Annotated in this window: 14 protein-coding genes; 6 read left to right on the top strand and 8 right to left on the bottom strand. The window is 67.0% G+C overall.

The window, feature by feature from the left end:
* Position 1: 1 nt before the first annotated feature.
* Complete coding sequence (locus AC1M2K_RS06415; RefSeq protein WP_480240292.1) at positions 2-3,835, bottom strand: hypothetical protein; 3,834 nt, start codon at positions 3,833-3,835, stop codon at positions 2-4.
* A 171-nt stretch (positions 3,836-4,006) separates the two neighbouring features.
* Positions 4,007-4,930, bottom strand: coding sequence for a J domain-containing protein (locus tag AC1M2K_RS06410; protein ID WP_480240291.1), 924 nt, complete (start codon positions 4,928-4,930; stop codon positions 4,007-4,009).
* A 366-nt stretch (positions 4,931-5,296) separates the two neighbouring features.
* On the opposite strand from AC1M2K_RS06410, the gene AC1M2K_RS06405 reads away from it, so the two are divergent.
* The 4 genes from AC1M2K_RS06405 (at position 5,297) to AC1M2K_RS06390 (ending at position 8,579) form a co-directional block, all read left to right on the top strand.
* Positions 5,297-5,974 carry a response regulator transcription factor gene (locus tag AC1M2K_RS06405; protein ID WP_480240290.1) on the top strand — a complete coding sequence of 226 codons (678 nt, stop codon included), beginning with the start codon at positions 5,297-5,299 and terminating at the stop codon, positions 5,972-5,974.
* Positions 5,967-7,409, top strand: coding sequence for a sensor histidine kinase (locus tag AC1M2K_RS06400; protein WP_480240289.1), 1,443 nt, complete (start codon positions 5,967-5,969; stop codon positions 7,407-7,409). Before AC1M2K_RS06405 ends, AC1M2K_RS06400 begins: the two co-directional genes overlap by 8 nt.
* Before the next feature lie 76 nt (positions 7,410-7,485).
* Positions 7,486-8,070, top strand: a complete 585-nt coding sequence (locus tag AC1M2K_RS06395) for a PepSY domain-containing protein (protein ID WP_480240288.1) — start codon at positions 7,486-7,488, stop codon at positions 8,068-8,070.
* Between the two features lie 236 nt (positions 8,071-8,306).
* On the top strand, positions 8,307-8,579 hold the full coding sequence (locus AC1M2K_RS06390) for a hypothetical protein (RefSeq protein WP_480240287.1): 273 nt from the start codon (positions 8,307-8,309) through the stop codon (positions 8,577-8,579).
* A 4-nt stretch (positions 8,580-8,583) separates the two neighbouring features.
* Here AC1M2K_RS06390 and nhaA read toward each other — a convergent pair whose 3' ends face one another.
* The 3 genes from nhaA to AC1M2K_RS06375 form a co-directional block, all read right to left on the bottom strand.
* Entirely contained in the window at positions 8,584-9,918 is a 1,335-nt protein-coding gene (nhaA, locus tag AC1M2K_RS06385; protein WP_480240286.1) for a Na+/H+ antiporter NhaA, read from the bottom strand.
* 90 nt (positions 9,919-10,008) lie between these two features.
* Positions 10,009-11,553, bottom strand: coding sequence for a CYTH and CHAD domain-containing protein (locus AC1M2K_RS06380; RefSeq protein WP_480240285.1), 1,545 nt, complete (start codon positions 11,551-11,553; stop codon positions 10,009-10,011).
* Between the two features lie 73 nt (positions 11,554-11,626).
* Positions 11,627-13,054, bottom strand: a complete 1,428-nt coding sequence (locus AC1M2K_RS06375) for a lipase maturation factor family protein (RefSeq protein ID WP_480240284.1) — start codon at positions 13,052-13,054, stop codon at positions 11,627-11,629.
* A 173-nt stretch (positions 13,055-13,227) separates the two neighbouring features.
* Here AC1M2K_RS06375 and AC1M2K_RS06370 point away from each other — a divergent pair, with 173 nt between their 5' ends.
* Entirely contained in the window at positions 13,228-13,776 is a 549-nt protein-coding gene (locus tag AC1M2K_RS06370) for a pyridoxamine 5'-phosphate oxidase family protein (protein ID WP_480240283.1), read from the top strand.
* Between the two features lie 36 nt (positions 13,777-13,812).
* Here AC1M2K_RS06370 and AC1M2K_RS06365 read toward each other — a convergent pair whose 3' ends face one another.
* Positions 13,813-14,238, bottom strand: a complete 426-nt coding sequence (locus AC1M2K_RS06365) for a hypothetical protein (RefSeq protein WP_480240282.1) — start codon at positions 14,236-14,238, stop codon at positions 13,813-13,815.
* Positions 14,239-14,331: 93 nt separating this feature from the next.
* Here AC1M2K_RS06365 and AC1M2K_RS06360 point away from each other — a divergent pair, with 93 nt between their 5' ends.
* Positions 14,332-14,724: a PPOX class F420-dependent oxidoreductase gene (locus AC1M2K_RS06360; RefSeq protein ID WP_480240281.1), complete on the top strand. Its 393-nt coding sequence runs from the start codon at positions 14,332-14,334 to the stop codon at positions 14,722-14,724.
* A 97-nt stretch (positions 14,725-14,821) separates the two neighbouring features.
* On the opposite strand, the gene AC1M2K_RS06355 is transcribed toward AC1M2K_RS06360, so the two are convergent.
* On the bottom strand, positions 14,822-15,373 hold the full coding sequence (locus AC1M2K_RS06355) for a type 1 glutamine amidotransferase domain-containing protein (protein ID WP_480238854.1): 552 nt from the start codon (positions 15,371-15,373) through the stop codon (positions 14,822-14,824).
* Positions 15,374-15,432: 59 nt separating this feature from the next.
* Positions 15,433-15,924 carry a MarR family winged helix-turn-helix transcriptional regulator gene (locus AC1M2K_RS06350; protein WP_480238855.1) on the bottom strand — a complete coding sequence of 164 codons (492 nt, stop codon included), beginning with the start codon at positions 15,922-15,924 and terminating at the stop codon, positions 15,433-15,435.
* Positions 15,925-16,001 lie beyond the last annotated feature (77 nt).

The following is a 16,001-nucleotide window of genomic DNA, read 5'->3' as shown; positions in this document are numbered from 1 at the left end:
CTCACACCGCCTCTGGCGCGAACGCACCGCAGTAGTCGAGCCAGGGGTCCAGCTGGCGCTGGCGATGATCGGTGTACGGGCCCATCATGTCGACGAAGGTCGGGTCGCCGGCAGAACCGGCGAGCTTCTTCTCACACGACACCGACACCGAGAACGACAGGAAGCACACGGAAACCTCGATGCTGATCGACGCCTTTCCGATCGCCTTCGACTTGCCGCCGTCGTTGAAGTAGCTCAGCTCGAGGTACAACTCGATGCAGGCCGAGATCAGGCCGAGCACGTCGACCTCTCCTCGCGCCCGGAAGTAGCCGGTGAGCTGCACGCTCTGCGTCTCGCCCTTGAATTCGAGTTTGAAGTAGATCCCGGCCATCACGGACAGCGATCCGGATGCCACGACGAAGCTCATCGCGACGGCTGCCCCGAACTCGAAGGACGCCTCGATGGTCTTGAGGCCCTTGGGAGTGACGGTGATGGCGAAGAAGCCCCCTCCCGCGAACAGCGAGACCTGGAGCCGGAACGGATTCTCCCGCGTCGCGAAGAAGAACCGGAACTCGAGGGACTCACCGATGAACGGCACGATGAGTTCGGCGCCGAGGTGCACGTTCGACAGGGCGAAGATCCCCATCGGCACGTCCGGGAGCGCGAGGTCGTAGCCGGCACGGATGCCCTCGGTGCTGACATCAAGGAAAGGCGGGTCGCTGAACCCGTCGGCCGGGATGATGCTCTTGAGGGTCTCGATGAAGGCGAGCGGGCCGGCGAAGACGATCCCATCGGTCTTTTCGAGTTCGACGTTGACGTCCGGCTTGTGGTCGGGTCGGACGGAGAACTCCATCACGGCGACGTTGATGCTCACGAAGTGCGGGTCGGACATCAGGTGGATCTCGAACGGCGGAAGCGAGCACGACACCATCGCACGAGGGTCGTCCCCGTTTGTCGGTGCTTCGATTTCGGCGACAATGCGGAGGTTGCCGTCTGGAAGGAAGATCGCGGTCGCCGGTGTCGGCCAGGGGACGAGCGGAATCTCCCAGTCGAGCCGGGCCGTGATCGTTTCGGGTAGCGCGAAGCCCTGGTAGAACTGGGCGATCACCGTGACCATCGCGTTGGCGTTTGCCGTGGCACGTTCCACGCTGTCCAGAAGCGATCTCATCTGTTCGAGCGTCGGCCGGGCGAACGGGAGCGGGTTTGTGAGGTCGTCGAATGCCGTGAGGAGGACGGCAACGTGACCGTGGACTCTCCCGAGGAGATCCTCCACCGGTGCCAGATCGGTCGGATCCTTGGACAGGGCGAGCAGCGCCGCAGGGAGCTGGCCGGCATCCGTAGCGAGGTCCGTTGCGGCCTGACCGACGGCGGCCGATCTCGCCTGGAACACCGTGACCTGCTGAACGGCGAATGCCTGCGCCCTGGCGATGTTCTCCTGCAATGAGACCACGGCGGTCACCGCCTGGGTCACGAACTTCGGTTGGGGTCCTCCCGCCGGCAACAACTCGGCGAGGGGCAGGATGCCGAACAGTTTGGCCGCCGACAACGGGAACATCTTCCCCACGGGGAACGTCGCCGGGCTGCCCGTAGTGAGCGCGGCCAGCTCCCCACCGACCGGTCCCACCTTCCGCGCCAGCGCCGTGATGCCGACGCTGGGGCTGACGAAACCGCCCGCGCGGTCCGACTTCTTCTCGAAACCGAGGACTTCAGGAGACGCCGCCGGCGACCCGTCGGCATTCGCCACCTGCAGGAAGAGCTGCGACCAGTTCTGCCCGGCGGTGAACCCGTTCGTCGCGAACGCGGCCGGGTACGACAGCACGACGGGTGCGGTCTGGCCGGTGAACGCGCTCATGGCCGGGACGATGGCCTTCGTCGACTTCAGCACGGGGAGGATGTAGTTCGGTTGCTTCGGGAGAGGGGTCTGCGGGTCCTTCTCCGCGACGAAGACGATCGAGTCAGTGGCCAGGGTCGTGTCGTCGGGCTCCTCAGGTTTCGCGAACGCGACCCGCTGCCCGCGCATCGGGTAGCTGATCTTCGCGTCAGCGGCGTCGAGAAGTGCGTTCGAGAGTTTTGATGGATCGAGCAGGGTTTCCTCGATGAAGACCAGCGGCCCTTCGAACTCGATCAGGTGGTTGTCGACGTCGCTCGCTAGCATCCTGAACCGAAATTCCTCGCCGGATTCCGCGTTCGGGTCCGATGCCTTCGTCGCCACCCGGGGAACGAAGATCCTCCCACCCGGTGCGGACTTGTTGCGCAGTCCGTTCTTCGGGTCCATCAGCGGCGGGGTCGAGTCGGTGAGGATGCGAACCCAGCTGAACGGCATCCGATTATTGAGCGACGGGTCGGCCGAGGTGCGGAAGACGCGTTCGGGTTGTCGAACGACGACGAACAGCCTCTGGAACAGGATGGCGTGGGTCTTGCCCTCAGGCCTCCGCCGTTCGGTGATCTTGACGAGCGACGCCCGGTGACCGAACGGGTACAACACACCGCTGTAGACCACCTTCACGTACTGGTCCCTGCCGAGGGTCGCGCGGTGCTTCCATTCCTGGAGGCTGATCGCCGGGCTCGTGATCGGGAACTTGGCCTCACTGTCGAGCCAGCCGCCGAGTGCGGTGAGCATGAGGTTGTGCACCGTGGCCGGGATCGGCACCCACCCGGTTGGCATCCCCGTGAGTGCGAAGTTGGAGGTCTGGTGGACGATGAACTTACGGTCGCGGATCGACAGCGATGCGCGGAACGGGCTGAGCTCGTCGTCATCCTGACGGATGGCCGCGGCCGCCACCGGAAGGGTCTCGCCGGTCCTGTCGAAATCACGGGTCCAGACCGCGCGGACGGTCTTCGTTGCCGGCTCGACTTCGTCGATCGTGGGGACCTCGCCTGGCACCCGCGTTCCGAGGCGTGTGTGCCAGAGCTCGGTTCTGCCGTTGTGGGTGACCTCCGGCGTGCTGTGCGCGAAGGCGCCGCCGGAGTGGGGGCTGAGTTGCAGGCGCCACGGCAGTTCGATGGCCGTCTCGGTGCTGAGGGGTTCCCGCGGTACCGGGGGTTTCCGCGGGAATCGCGGCAAGGGTGTGATGATGTCGATATCGGTCAACCGGTCGGACACGGCGGCGACCGCGCTGTACGCCCCGAACTGCACCTCGACCTCGGCGGCCGTCCGGTGCAGGCGTCCGCGGCCGGCCAGGTCAGTGAGGGTGCTGCGGGCGAAGACGGGTTCGGTGACGAGTTCGCTGACGGCCCGCCCGCGACCGGTCCGCCGAGCCGTGGCTTTTGACGCCCGGGTCACCGGGCTGAGCGCTCCGAGGTCGACGGCCAGGTCGAGCCAGGGGATGAGCTTCAGGAAGGTGTGGGCGTGCGGGGCGACGCTCAGCGGCAGGTATCGCATGGCATCCAGCAGCCCGGCCTCGGAGAAGGGGATCTGCTCGGTCGTGACGAGGAAGACGAGACGGCTCGGCGCGGAGAGTATCGCCTCGACGGGGACCTTCGGATCCTCTGACGCCCCCGGGAGAGGCGGGCCGCCGATCTGCGGAACGTTGCCTGCCGAGTCGAAGTACGCCCTCTCGAGCAGGTGCTGCGCCGGGAACTGAGCCACGAGGTACGCGGGACGCGACCCGTCCAGCCGGCTCAGAACCGGCGCGGCATCCGCTGTGCGTTGCAGGTTGACGAAGCGGAAGACGATGTTGACGAGGTCGCCGGACCGAAGCAGGAAGACCGCCGGGAGAGATTCGGCCAGTGCGGCCGGCTCGGCCGGAAAGAGGTGCTCGATCGCGTCTTCGACCGGATGCTGGATGACGGTGTCCGCCGGGAGATAGATGCGGTCGAGCGCGCGAACGAAACGAGGATCGAGAGGTGACATCATGCTCCTCGGGAGCAAACCGGTTCGCCGAAGTGGCGTTCAAACGGATGGCACAGAACAGTCGGGTGGGGGCGCATGCCTCACTGCCGGACTCGGTCCGCCGGCGCGGACCCGCTCACCGTACTGCGCGCCCGGAGCGCGCGTCAATACCTGAGCGACCCTCACTCCGGGGGGCTATTCGACGAAGCGGATGCCGTTCTGAAGCCTGGTTCGCAGGTCGAAGAGTTCGTTGCCGCCGGCTCGCGCGAGGTCGGGGAGCCCTGCACGGAGGAATCCGGGGAGGAACGACTCCCTGATGGCGAGGGTCGCGGCGCCGCGGCTGCTGCCCAGCTGGACGTACGGGGCTTCGAGTGCGTTGTCCGGCAGCACGATCGCGAGGCCGGTGAATTTCACCCGGAGCGAACGGCTGAGCACCTTGGCGCGGGCGGCGAGGTCGTGCATCGGACGGTCGCCGGCGAGCGCCTCGCCGATGAGCTCGCCGCGCTTGATCTTGACCGCGTCGCCGTAGTCCTCGGAGAGGAGGGCGAACAGACCGGTCGGGCCGAGGACGACGTGGTCGATCTTCTCGTCAGGGGCGCCGGTGGCGACGTCATGCCAGACGGTGAAACCGAGGCCGAGTTCGGCGAGGTTCCTGGCCGTGGCCTCTTCGGCGAGCGCATCGGCGAGAAGGTGGCGGAGCTCCCGAGGGGCCGTGCGCACAAGTGTCGGGTCGTAGGGATCGGCATCGACCCCGCGGCCCGCCCATTCGCGCATGAGACGGAGGTAGCGCTCCCGCCGCCAGCCACCCGGATGCCCGTACGAACGTGCGCGGGGGCGTGAGTCCGCCTTCGGTTTCGCCGCCGACGCGGCCCAGGTGTGGTGTTCCTCGGGAGCGTTCGTGCCTGTCGCCCGGCCGCGGTCGTATGCGGCACGGCCTTCTGCTGTGCCGATGCGCTCCCACGCCAGCTGGACGGCGGTGAATCGTGCCGCGTTCCCGCCGGTATCCGGGTGGGTCTCGCGCATCAGCCTGCGATAGGCACGGCGGAGGTCGTCCTGGCCGGCCGTCGGGCTCACGCCGAGGATTTCGTAAGGCGTCGCCGAGATCGGGCTGTCTGGCATCCGCTCGCTTTCGGGTGGGGAGATCTGCAGTATCCGACGATACCGAGGAAAACTGGGAGGCTGCGGCGACCTCGCCCGCGAGACGAGTGTCGAGCGCCCACCCGCGTGGGTCGAGTCCGAGCGCCAGCGAGCGTATGGAGACCACGGGCCACAACTTCGGAGATTCTCTGGATTGGGGCTGTTTCTAGCCTCAACCGCCCCGTTCGACCAGGGATCTCCGAAGTTGGTGACGTCACTCCAGCGGAGACTCGTGGCGAGTGGAGTTCGGCGTGGTGACCGACGGGCCCGTGCACGAATGGCTGCGGCGACGCCGCTTCAGCGGCGCTTCAGCCCGGCTCGGGCAGAATGGCGGGGGAGGTGGTCGGCATGCGGATACTCGTGGTCGAAGACGAAGTACGGCTCGCCGACGGCCTGCGCCGCGGACTCGAGGCGGAGGGCTTCGCCGTCGACGTCGCCCCGACCGGCACCGACGGGCTCTGGCTGGCGCGGGAGAACCAGTACGCGGTCATCCTGCTCGACATCATGCTGCCGGGAATGAGTGGGTACCGTGTCTGCGAAACCCTGCGCGCGGAGAAGAACTGGACGCCGATCCTCATGCTCACGGCCAAGGACGGCGAGTGGGATCAGGTCGAGGCCCTCGACACCGGTGCAGACGACTACCTCACCAAGCCGTTCTCGTTCGCGATCCTGCTGGCCAGGGTCCGCGCGCTGCTGCGCCGCGGCGCGGCCGAGCGCCCTGTCGTGCTCGAGGCGGGTGACATCCGGGTGGACCCCGCTTCACGCCGGGTCTGGCGGGGAGACGCCCCGATCGACCTGACCTCCAGGGAGTTCGCCGTGCTCGAATACCTCATCAGGCAGCGGGGCACCGTCGTGTCCAAACGCGAGGTGCTCGACAACGTGTGGGACTTCGATTTCGAAGGCGACCCGAACATCGTCGAGGTCTACGTGCGCCACCTGCGCAACAAACTCGACCGCCCCTTCGATCGCGAGGCGATCGAGACGCTCCGTGGCGCGGGCTACCGTCTGGCAGCGAACGGTGGTTGAGGAGACGACCGCGAGCCAGGGGCAGAAGCGCCGAGGCTCCATCCGTGTCCGGATCGTTCTCGCCGCGACCGCGGTCGTGGCGGTCGCCCTGCTGCTCGGTGCCGTCGGATTCGTCGTGCTGCTCCAGGGCGCCCTGCGCGACGGGGTGCGCGACACCGCAGAGCAGAGCCTGAGCGAACTCACGAACCGTGTCGAAGCATCCGGTCTCGACTCGCTCTCCGACGACAGTGACACCCCCGATCCCGACGCTGACGACGATGACGACCCGGCCTCCGAGAGCACCGAGGAGTTCCTCTCGGACTACGACGATGACGAGGCCTTCTTCCAGATCGTCGACGAGTCCGGCGCCGTCGTGGCCGCGAGCGAGAACGTCACCGGAATCGGAACGGTCAGTGCTCCAGCCGAAGGAGAATCACGCACTGTCACCCTGCCTGGCGAGCTCGGCGAGTTCGTCGTGGTCGCCGGAGAGGCCGACGACCTCACCGTGGTCACCGGCCGCAGTCTCGAGACCGTCGGCGAGACCACCGCAACCGTCATCCGTCTGCTCGCCATCGCGTTGCCGGTCCTCCTGCTCTTCGTCGCCCTCACCACCTGGTTCGTGGTCGGCCGTGCGCTGCGACCGGTCGAACGGATGCGCCGCGAGGTCGACGACGTGACCGCGGTGAGTCTCGACCGTCGAATCGCCGACCCGGGGACCTCCGATGAGATCGGCCGACTGGCCACCACCATGAACCGGATGCTCGACCGTCTCGACGCCTCACAACGCTCGCAACGGCGTTTCATCTCGGATGCCTCGCACGAGTTGCGATCACCCCTCGCGTCGATGCGCCAGTACGCCGAGGTCGCCCGCGCGCACCCCGACCAGGTGGGCGACGGGGAGCTCGCCGACGTCGTCCTCGACGAAGGCGCCCGGCTGGAACGCCTCGTGCAGGGCATGCTCGTGCTGGCGAAGGCCGACGAGCGGACGCTCACTCCGGTTCGGACCGCTGTCGACCTCGACGATCTCGCGCTGGCAGAAGCGCGGCGGCTCAAGGACACCTCTGGCCTCCGCATCGACACCAGCGGGGTCGGCCCCGCGCGCGTGCTCGGTGACCTCGGCCTGCTCGGTCAGGCACTGCGGAACCTCGCGGACAACGCGGCCCGCCACGCGACCGGGACCGTGCAATTCGAACTCACGGAGTCCGACGGGCAGGTGCTTCTCACGGTGGCCGACGACGGCGGCGGCATCCCCGAGGACCAGCGCGAGCGAGTCTTCGAACGGTTCGTGCGGCTCGACGAGGCCCGCGCCCGCGAGTCGGGCGGCAGCGGACTCGGGCTCGCCATCGTGCGGGAGATCGCCACGGCGCACGGCGGTTCCGTGGTCGCGACGGTGAGCACGCTGGGTGGTGCGCGATTCGACCTGCGCCTGCCTGCGGCATCCGACGCGCCTTCCTGAAATTCCGTTCAGGAGGCTTCAGGTCTGCTTCAGCACCTCCCGGGCACAGTGGAACAAACGCCACAAGGAGGCTCTCGTGAAGAAGAAGACCATTTGGATCAGCGCGGCCGTCGCTGCCGTACTCGTGCTCGGTGGAACCGGAGTGGCCGTCGCAGTGACCGACCCGTTCGACGGGGATGACCAGCTCACCGGGACGACACTCGAGAAGGCCTCGAGGGCCGCTCTCGACGAAGTCGGAGAAGGACGCGTCACCGACTCGGATTCGGACGACGGTGGCTACGAGGTCGAGGTCACCCGTGAGGACGGCACCGAGGTCGATGTTTCGCTCGACGGCGACTTCGGGGTCGTTCGGGTCGACAACGACCGCGGCGGAGACGACGACACTCGTGGGGACGACGACGACAACACCGGGTCGAACTCGACCAGCAGCGACGACACCAACACGCCCCTGACCGAGGCCGAGAAGGCCAGCGCCACGAAGGCCGCCCTGGCAGAAGTTGCCGGCACCGTGACCGACATCGACCGCAGCGACGACGCCGACCACGCCTTCGAGGTCGAGGTCACACGCGCAGACGGAACCGAAGCCGACATCGACCTCGATGAGAAGTTCGTCGTCGTGTTCGTCGACGAGGACGGCTCGGACGACAACTCCAACGACTAAGAGCTGCGTTTCGGGAGGAAATCCCGGGGGTCCATCGACAATACGTCGATGGACCCCTTTATTTTCCTCCCGAAACCGTCGCGGCGCCGGCAGGGAGCGTTTCCAACTGCGGAGATTGTGCCCTCCTTGCCGCGTTCGGCACCGAGACGGGGTGACGGCATCCGAATCTCCGCAGTTACGAACGGGCCCGGCGCAAGGGGCTTCTCCGCCCCATGCCGCGCCCGTAGCCTCGACGCATGAGCGACGAGACCCAGAACGACAGCGCGACACCTTCCGGCGGCGACCTGAGCGACGCCGAACAGACGGGCAAGGACGTGTCATACAGCCCGTCGAGCGGCCAGGAGACCGAGCAGTTGCAGGCCTCCTCGGATTCCGCCGCACTTGACGACCCGGACATCGACGCAGACGACGTCAACGTCCTCCCTGGCACCGGCGGGCCCGACGACGTCGGCGATGTCGACGTGGATCCCGGCGAGATCGACCTGCAGGGTAACGCCGGCCTCAGCTGAGTGATCAGGCGTCGCGCTGGTAGACGTCCGGGATGCCGTCTTCGTCGGCATCCCGCTGGGCGTCCTGTTCGATCCGTTTGTAGCGCCGGTTGCGGCTGATCAGCACGACGGATGCCAGGACGGCGGCGAGAACTGATGCCAGCAGGATGCCGACCTTGGCGTGGTCGTTCTCGATGGCGCCCAGTCCGAAGCTGAGTTCGGCGACGAGCAGCGAGACCGTGAACCCGATTCCGCCCAGAAGGCCGATTCCGATGAGGTCGATCCAGGCGAGGGATGCGTCGAGTCGCGCCTTCGTGAACCGGCTCACCAGCCAGGTCGTGGCGACGATCCCCAGCGGCTTGCCGAGCACGAGCGCCACGATGATGCCGATGGTGACCGGGTCGAGCAGTGCTGAGGTGAATCCCTCCACCCCACCGAGAGCGACACCCGCCGCGAAGAACGCGAAGACCGGGACGGCGAATCCGGCGGAGATCGGTCGGAACCTGTGCTCGAAGATCTCGGCGAGGCCCGGTCCGGCGTCTGGCCCTCCGCTCGCCTGACTGCGGATGACGGGGACGGCGAAGCCGAGCACGACGCCCGCAATCGTCGCGTGTACGCCCGAAGCGTGCAGGAGTCCCCAGGCGATCAGCCCCAGCGGAAGCAGGATCAGCCAGGCTGCCGAGGCGTGGAGCCCGAAGAACCGGCGGTAGCGGTGAGCGAGGAACGCGTACACCGCTACAGGGATCAGGAACAGGACGAGCGGCAGAATCACGATCTCCTCCGTGTAGAACACGGCGATGATGGTGATCGCGAGCAGGTCGTCGACGACGGCGAGGGTGAGCAGGAAGATGCGCAGGGCGCTCGGCAGGTGTGAGCCGATGATCGCGAGAACGGCGACGGCGAATGCGATGTCTGTCGCGGTCGGGATCGCCCAGCCACGGATGGCTTCCGGGTCGCCGGCGTTGATGGCGGCGTAGATCAGGGCGGGGACGACGACTCCGCCGATCGCTGCCGCGACGGGGATGACGGCCTTGCTGAACTGGCGGAGGTCACCGGCGATGAACTCCCGTTTGAGCTCGAGGCCGACGAGAAAGAAGAAGATCGCCAGGAGACCGTCGGATGCCCACTGTCCGAGAGTGAGGTCGAGGTGCCATGGTTCGTACCCGACCCGGAAATCCCGGAGGGCGAAATAGCTGTCGGTGGCGGGGGAGTTCGCCCACACCACGGCGATCACCGCGGCGGCGAGGAGCAGCATGCCCCCGACCGTCTCCTTGCGGAGAATGTTCCCTATCCGCAAGGCCTCGGCGTAACTGCCGGGGCCGAAGACGGGGCGGGTGGGCTGGGGAGAACGGGCGGTCACGAGGACTCCTTGCTGACGGGTCACGAAATCATTGCCGACCAGACTTCCCGGCTCACCAGCTTCGACTCTACCGTCAGCCGCCTGCCCGGGTCAGGGTCGAAGGTCGCACGCGTCGCTCAGCGCGCCGGCCGCATCGACGAGGGCGGCCGTGCCGCGCCGGGCGCTCAGTTCGGACAACGCGGCATAGACAGCCGTCTTCTCACCGTCTTCCTCGGCGCGTTCGGCCGTGCGGACGAGGTACTCGCCGAAGAAGACGCTGTCGCGGTGTTCACCGAGGGTGTCCTGCACCCGCTCACCGGCCGACGCGGCGGCGGCCGCCCGCCGGAGACCCGCCGCACCGACGATCTCGGCGGCGTACCGGAGCCGTCGGCCGGCCTTTCGCGCCGCGTGCAGCTGGGATTCGAGCTCTCCGCCGGCTGCGCCGACGGCATCCGATCGTTTCCGCACGCGGTGCACCTCACGGCCCAGCACCTTCTTGACAACTTTTTTCGCGGGCTTCGACGCGGCATCCGTCAGCGGAGGGGATGCGACGAAGGCGTCGAGGTCGTCGAGAAGGCGGTAGTACTCGGTCGAGGACAACACGTCGCGCAGCCGCTGGTGTGCGGTGTCGTAGCGCGAACGGGCGCCGTCGACGAGCCGCGACCTGGCCTCGGCCTCTGAGCTGACGAGTTCGTCGAGCAGCGACTCGGCCCTGAGCCCCTGCACCTCGAGGTCGCGCGCCTCACCGAGGGCGGACCCGATCCGTCCGAGGCGTTCCCGAAGATCGTCCGCGACCTCACGGTCGAAGAGACGCCGGTACGCGGCGAGCACACTGCGCAGCCGCCGCACGAGAGTGCGCATGCGGTGCACCGCATCGGGTGCGTCGGCGCGAGCAGCGGGGTCGGCGTGTTTGAACGTCTCGACGAGTTCCGCGATGGCGGGGAGGAGGACAGCGGATGCCGTCCCGTCGGCTGCTGCATCGCCCGCGTCGTCGCCGGCTGAGGGAGTCACCTCGGTCAGCGAGTTCACACCGAGGGCACGCGCCACCTTGGCCACGCTCGACGACGGGTGGGCTCCGGCCTCGGCGATCACGCCTTCGATCTGGTCGAGGAGTGCCGTGCGTCCTTCTTCGGTGTCCGGGGCGCCGTCGAGGAGTTCGACCTCCCACTCACGCCAGCTGCGTTCTCCGCCGCGGCGGACATCCGTCGCCGTCACCTCATCGTCGGCGATCTCGACGACCCCGGTGCCGTCGGCAGCGACGAGGTGGATCGCCGTGCGTCTGGTCGAGATGCGGGCCAGCGGTGTGAGGTCACGGTCGCGCACCCATGCGCGGACCGGTTCGAGGATCTCATCCGGCACTGTCCCGGTGTCGTCGCCGAGGGGCCAGTGCTGTTCCGTGCGTCCCTCAGCGGCAGGCTTCTTGATGTGCCAGCCCGCGTCGCCACCGCCCGTGCGCCGTCGGACGACGATCCGCCGCACGGCGAGGTCGAGTCGTTCGGTGTCGTAGTAGACGGCCTCCAGGTCGACCGGTTCGCGGATGTCGACCGTCGCGATCCCGTTCACGGAGCTGAGGTCAGGGACCTCCGCGCCGTCCTCGACGTCGTACTTGCGCTCGATCTCGCTTTGGGAGTGGCCGGCGGGGGCGGAGTTCGTCATACCCCTTGTCTACCGTGTCGGCGGGCGGGCGGCCACCAGCGCCGCAGCCGGCCGGTGGCCTTTCTGCAGTCGCTCAGCGCTCCAGGCGCACCGGGTCGATGAGCGTTCCGACCAAGCTGCGAACCCACCACTGTCGGGTTTCCCGGCGCTCGGCCCAGGTCGAATACCGGTAGCGGAACGCGCGCGCCCGGATCCACGTCGGCGCCGCCTCCTGGAACGGGTTGTACCGCAGCAACCTCAGCGTGCGCTCGTCGCCGTCGAGCAGCCGGTAGATCAGCATCTGGAACCAGCGGGTGTCCGGCGACCCGAGCGCGAGGAACCACATCAGCCAGTCGAGCCTGAGGTGGTACGGCGCAACCTGCGGCGGCATCCGCTTCACATCGCCCGGTTTGCCCTTGAATTCGTACGGCAGCCACTCGCTGTCGGGTCCGGGGCGCTCATCGGCGCAGCCCTCGATGATCACCTCGATCCGCACCTTGGTGACGGTGCCGAACGCTCCGTACGCGTTCACGAGGTGGTACCGGTTGAAACTCGCGTTCATCAACTGGTGGCGGGCGAACAGGTTGGCGAGCGGGCGCCAGCTAAGCACGAGGAGGAACGCCGTCGCAACGATCACGAGGACATCGAACCAGAGGGGAGTGGGCAGGAACGCCGTGTCGGGGCCGAAGCCGGGGATCACGGCCCGGATCGTCCCGTCATCGATCGCGCAGAACGCAAGCACGATGGTGATCCAGTTGAGCCACGCGAAGTTGCCGGTGACCACCAGCCAGAGCTGGGTGGCGATGATGATGAGCGCTGCGACGGATGCCACGGGCTGGGGTGCGAAGAGGAAGAACGGCACGACGAGTTGCGCGAAGTGGCTGCCGAGCACTTCTCCGCGGTGGAACAGTTTGGGCAGATGGTGCACGAACCAGCTGACGGGGTTCGGCATCGGTTGCGTCTCGTGGTGGTAGTACAGGGCGGTGAAGTCGCGCCACTCGCGCCCGCCGCGCATCTTGATCATGCCGGCGCCGAATTCGAGTCGGAAGACGAGCCAGCGCAGGAAGAGGATGATCACCAGCGGTGGGGCGACCTGGTCCGAGCCCAGGAACGCGACGATGAACCCGGCTTCGAGCAACAGGCTTTCCCAGCCGAAGCTGTAGAAGGTCTGCCCGATGTTCACGATCGACAGGTAGGCCGCCCACAGCGCCAGGAAGACGACCATCGGAAGCCAGGGTGGTCCTGACTGGGGCAGGCCGACCACGACGGTCGCCGCGATCCCTGCGCCGGCCGAGGCGATGCCGAGCAAAAAGTTGTCGCTGTACCGCCAGTGGAACACGCTCGGCGACTGCCGGTACGAGACCCGGTTCAGGAACCATGGCGCCGGGAGCAGCCCGCGCTCTCCGAGCAGCGCAGGGAACTGGTACGCGGCAGACACGAACGCGATCAGGTACAGCGCCGCGATACCGCGTTGCAGGACCTGGCGGGCGAGTTCATAGTCCCCGGCGGCGAACCACTCCATCTCCCTGCCGACGTTAGACCTGCTTCCACACCCGGTTCAACGGGTCGCGCGGGTGCGGCTGCAGCCCCGTGATTGTCAACGGGTAGAGGGCCGCGGATGTCGCGGCGTACCGTGCGATCAGCGCCCGGCGCGATTCTGCCGCGCGTCTCACACGATCCGAGGGAGACCCAGTCATGACATTCAGCGACGACGACATCGCGACCCCGGCCAACCGCACCGTCCCGGTGGACACCTTCATTCCGGCCGACGACGATGACATGAAGACGATCGCCCGACTGGTGAAGTCGGCGAAGATCGCGCTTCTCACAACCATCACGTCCACCGGCCACCTGCACAGCCGCCCGCTTGCGACGCAGGAGACCGACTTCGACGGCGATCTCTGGTTCTTCACGCAGGACCCCAGTTCGAAAGTCGACGACATCCGTGCCAACAACCAGGTCAATGCCGCGTTCGAGTCCGGCAAGGGTTACCTCTCGATCGCGGGAACAGCAACGATCGTGCACGACAGGGCCAAGGTCGACGAGCTGTGGACACCGGCGGTCGAGGCATGGTTCCCCGACGGCAAGGACGACCCCACCGTCGCCCTGATCAAGGTCAACGCGGAATCCGCGGAATACTGGGCAACCAATGAGCCCGGAGTCGTGACGATGTTCAAAATCGCCAAAGCGGTCGTGACCCACACGCAGCCAGACGTCGGCGACAACAAATCGGTGGACCTCTAGACCGTCCGGGGCGGACGCGGCGAGCGCTGCACACGGTCAGATGTCGAGGTAGTCTTCGGCGGCCATCCACCTGACGCCGCGTTTGTGGCTGAGGAGTTGCGCCCGCACCACCACGCCTTCCGCCCGGCACGCCTCGTGCAGGTGCTGGGCCCAGGCGCAGTCGGACTGGGTGAGTCGGTCACCCGCGTACCGCTCCCACACGAAGATCACCTGAGCGGCACCGGCGACCTCGACGATCTCCTTCACCCGCGCGGCAAAGATTGCCGCGTTGCCGTCGGCAGGGCTGGACGGGTAGTCCGCCATCGGGAGGATCAACGGCACCTGAACGCTGTCCCCGTCGAGGAACAGCATCCATACCTGCCGTCGACAGGCGCGGCCGACGATCGCCCGCACTCGCTGTTCGATGAGCTCGTCGGTGACGAGCGGTTCGTTCGACGCCGTTTCGGCTCTGATTTCGGTCATGCCCACCATGGTGAGCTTCGCGGATGCCGTGTGCCGTCGCATCCGATTTCTGTGGAGAAACGGATGCCTGTGGAGAACACGTAGATTGAGAGCATGACGGCTGAGATCCCCGACCACCTGCTGCACCTCGTCACCGCCCCGAACTTCGGGAGCCTGGCCACCGTCCGCCCGGACGGCTCCGCCCAGGTGAACCCGATGTGGTTCGAGTTCGACGGAGAGCACCTGCTCTTCACCCACACGACCAAGCGGGCGAAGTACCGCAACCTGCAGAAGAACCCATCGATGGCGTTGTCGGTGTTCGACCCGGAGAATCCGCTGAGCTACGTCGAGCTGCGCGGTGCGCTCTCGGAGGTACGGGAGGATCCGACCGGTGCGTTCTACGTTCGGCTCGGCAAGCGCTACGGCAACGCCGCACAGGCAGCTCCACCGGACAAGGCCGACCGCGTCATCCTCGTGATGGCGATTACGAAGGTCATCGGCCGCTGAGGCGAAAACCAGTTCGCGCGGGCGAATCGGTTCCGCGCGGGTGATTTTTCACCCGCGGGAAGCCGAATCACCCGCGCGAAACGCGGTTACTGCAGACCTACGGCTTCTGGCCCTCGTGCTCGCCCTCGGCGATCTCCTCGACGAGCTTGGCGTTGAACGCCGGCAGGTCGTCTGGGGTACGGCTCGAGACGAGCCCGCTGTCGACGACGACCTCTTCGTCGACCCAGCTGGCGCCTGCGTTGGTGAGGTCGGTCTTGAGGCTGGGGTAGCTGGTGAGCTCCCTGCCGCGGACGACGTCGGCCTCGATCAGCAGCCAGCCGCCGTGGCAGATCACGCCGACCGGCTTGTGGTCCTCGAAGAATGCGTGCGCGAGCGCGACGGCATCGGCATCCATGCGCAGGTGATCCGCGTTCACGACTCCACCGGGGAGCACGAGCGCGTCGAAGTTGTTGGAGGTCGCTTCGGCCGCCCGTACGTCGACCTGCTGGGTGTGCCCGTTCTTCCCCGTGACGGTGCCGATCTCTGGCGAGACGAGAACTGCGTCTGCGCCGGCATCCGTCACCGCCTGCCAGGGGCTCGTGAGTTCCGAGTCCTCATAACCGTCCGTGAGGAGGAAGGCGACCTTCTTGCCTGTGAGTGTTTCTGTCATGGTGCTCCTTTCCGGCTCGCCACGTTACGCGGGAGCTCCAGAAAGGCCGAGGGCCTTGACTAGTCGCCGCTCGTGGCCGCGTAGTTGAAGCGGTGCTCGGGATCGAGCGTCGCCAGGACCTTCCCCATCACGCGGTTGAGGTCTGCGACATCCTCGGCGGTGAGCGGATCGATGACGTTCTCACGGACCGTGTGGACGTGCCCGGGAGCAGTCGCAACGACCTTCTGCCACCCGGCGTCGGTCAGCGTTGCGTTCGTCGCCCTGCGGTCCTCCGCGCACGCGGTGCGCTCGATGAACCCGCGCTTCTCGAGCCGTGAGACCACGTGTGACAGCCGGGGGAGCGTCGCGTTCGTCGCGAACGCGAGCCCCGTCATCCGCAGCGTCTTGCGCGGAGCCTCCGAGAGCATGGCGAGCACGAAGTACTCGAAGTGGCTGAGGTCGGCGTCGCGCTGCAGCTGTGAATCGAGCACGCCGGGCAGCAGTTCGACCACGGCGACGAACTTCGTCCACGCCTGGAGTTCCTCTGTCGTCAGCCAGCGCACATCATCCATGCCCCTATTCTAGCAAATACTTGACGCTACAACTAATGTGTCCTATCGTTACTTGTATCAACAACTAATCGGGCCGC

The sequence above is a fragment of the Mycetocola sp. Y171 genome (assembly GCF_056713165.1).
This window is presented reverse-complemented; position numbering and strand designations above follow the sequence as displayed.

Bases quoted from the DNA above. Each gene is read 5' to 3' on its own strand.
- AC1M2K_RS06415 (WP_480240292.1), bottom strand. From the start codon at position 3,835: ATGATGTCACCTCTCGATCCTCGTTTCGTTCGCGCGCTCGACCGCATC.
- AC1M2K_RS06410 (WP_480240291.1), bottom strand. From the start codon at position 4,930: ATGCCAGACAGCCCGATCTCGGCGACGCCTTACGAAATCCTCGGCGTG.
- AC1M2K_RS06405 (WP_480240290.1), top strand. From the start codon at position 5,297: ATGCGGATACTCGTGGTCGAAGACGAAGTACGGCTCGCCGACGGCCTG.
- AC1M2K_RS06390 (WP_480240287.1), top strand. From the start codon at position 8,307: ATGAGCGACGAGACCCAGAACGACAGCGCGACACCTTCCGGCGGCGAC.
- AC1M2K_RS06380 (WP_480240285.1), bottom strand. From the start codon at position 11,553: ATGACGAACTCCGCCCCCGCCGGCCACTCCCAAAGCGAGATCGAGCGC.
- AC1M2K_RS06375 (WP_480240284.1), bottom strand. From the start codon at position 13,054: ATGGAGTGGTTCGCCGCCGGGGACTATGAACTCGCCCGCCAGGTCCTG.
- AC1M2K_RS06370 (WP_480240283.1), top strand. From the start codon at position 13,228: ATGACATTCAGCGACGACGACATCGCGACCCCGGCCAACCGCACCGTC.
- AC1M2K_RS06365 (WP_480240282.1), bottom strand. From the start codon at position 14,238: ATGACCGAAATCAGAGCCGAAACGGCGTCGAACGAACCGCTCGTCACC.
- AC1M2K_RS06360 (WP_480240281.1), top strand. From the start codon at position 14,332: ATGACGGCTGAGATCCCCGACCACCTGCTGCACCTCGTCACCGCCCCG.
- AC1M2K_RS06355 (WP_480238854.1), bottom strand. From the start codon at position 15,373: ATGACAGAAACACTCACAGGCAAGAAGGTCGCCTTCCTCCTCACGGAC.
- AC1M2K_RS06350 (WP_480238855.1), bottom strand. From the start codon at position 15,924: ATGGATGATGTGCGCTGGCTGACGACAGAGGAACTCCAGGCGTGGACG.